The sequence below is a fragment of the Actinomadura sp. B10D3 genome (genome assembly GCF_039871695.1).
GTDB classification, from domain to species: Bacteria; Actinomycetota; Actinomycetes; order Streptosporangiales; family Streptosporangiaceae; genus Spirillospora; species Spirillospora madurae.
The window spans coordinates 1-1,514 of the sequence record NZ_JBDPLY010000084.1 but is presented as its reverse complement, the minus strand read 5'-3'; the positions used below and the strand labels follow the sequence as shown (position 1 = coordinate 1,514).

Here is a 1,514-nt window from a genome sequence, read left to right as displayed (position 1 = left end):
AGAGGGAGTTTTGTGGCCGAGCGTTCCAGTATGACTAGTCACTGTGAGTGACAATCATATGGCGGTGGATTGTGACCATGGGTGTGGCTGAGCTGCACTGATGGCATGGGTGAGCGTAAGCCGTACCCCAGTGACCTCAGTGACGAAGAGTGGGCGCTGATCGAGCCGTTCATCGCCGCTTGGAAGGCCCGGCACCCCTCGGTCAGCGGCCACCGGGGCGCCTATGCGATGCGCGAGATCGTCAATGCGATCCGGTACCAGAGCAAGACCGGCTGCCAGTGGCGGTACATGCCGCACGACCTGCCGCCGCACACCGCGGTGGAGTACTACTTCTACCGCTGGCGTGATGACGGCACCGACCAGGCCGTCCACGACCTGCTGCGCTGCCAGGTCCGTGAACGCGCCGGGCGCGCCGAGGACCCCACCGCCGTCAACATGGACACCCAGAGCGTGCAGGCGGCCGCCACCGTCCCGGCCGGCACGACCGGGACCGATGCGGGCAAGAAGCGCCGGGGCCGCAAGCGCGGCATCGCCTCCGATGTGCTGGGCCTGGTGATCGCGGTGGTGGTGACCGCCGCCAGCGTGCACGACAACCCCATCGGCACCGCGTTGCTGGACAAGGTCGCCCTCGACGCCCCCGCGGTGCGCACGGTGTGGACCGATGCCGGGTTCAAGAACACCGTGACCGGCCACGGCACGGCCCTGGGCATCGACGTGCGGGTGGTACGGCGCGACCCGCAGGTCCGCGGGTTCGTGCCGCTGCCCAAGCGGTGGATCGCCGAGCAGGTGTTCGGCACGCTGATGTGGCACCGCCGCCTGGTCCGTGACTACGAACGCGACCCGGCCAGCGCCGAGTCGCGGATCTACTGGGCGATGACCACCAACATGACCCGCCGCCTGACCCGCACCGCCACCGCGACCTGGCGCGCCCCCGCCCCGCCGACCCGCGCCCCCAGCAGCCCGCAGGGACCGCCGGCCGCGGCCCAAGCGCCGACGCGGGCGGCGTGACCGATCCCGACGACCGGCGGCCCCGCGTTCCGAACGAGCTGCTGGCCCACCTGGAGACCTGCGAACACACCGCCCAAGCCCAACTCCAACGGCTCCAGGCGATGATCGCCGAGCTGTCCGAGCAGCTCGAACATGCCCAGCAGCGCCTGGAACGGCTGCGGCTGACCCGCCGGACGCTGCTGGAGGTCGCCGACCCCGAACCCGACCGACCACAGCCGGGCACCACACCGATCGACACGCTCCCAACCGCCTACCAGGACATCCTGGCCGCCTTCACCAGCAGTGACACCGCTCTGCGCTGCAAAGACCTATGCCACACCCTGGACACCGGCACCGAGCCCCGCCACATCGAGGCCATGCGCGCCAAGCTCAAGCGGCTCGTTGCCCGCGACCTCCTCGCCGAACATCAACCAGGACTGTTCACCCTGAACCACAGCGAACACTGAAATTCGCCCCATCACCCAGCACAACACACAGACCAGCCGACCACTCTCAAAACTCCCTCT

2 protein-coding genes are annotated in these 1,514 nt (G+C 69.0%); both read left to right on the top strand.

Translation table 11 applies throughout. The annotated features are described in order from the left end of the window. Nucleotides 1-105 precede the first annotated feature (105 nt). On the top strand, nt 106-1,008 hold the full coding sequence (locus tag ABGB11_RS42345) for an IS5 family transposase (RefSeq protein WP_347641350.1): 903 nt from the start codon (nt 106-108) through the stop codon (nt 1,006-1,008). Beyond that, on the top strand, nt 1,005-1,454 hold the full coding sequence (locus ABGB11_RS42340; protein ID WP_347641349.1) for a hypothetical protein: 450 nt from the start codon (nt 1,005-1,007) through the stop codon (nt 1,452-1,454). The genes ABGB11_RS42345 and ABGB11_RS42340 overlap by 4 nt, the downstream gene beginning before the upstream one ends. Nucleotides 1,455-1,514 lie beyond the last annotated feature (60 nt).

Coding starts and splice junctions, on each gene's coding strand:
- ABGB11_RS42345 (WP_347641350.1), top strand. CDS start 106: ATGGGTGAGCGTAAGCCGTACCCCAGTGACCTCAGTGACGAAGAGTGG.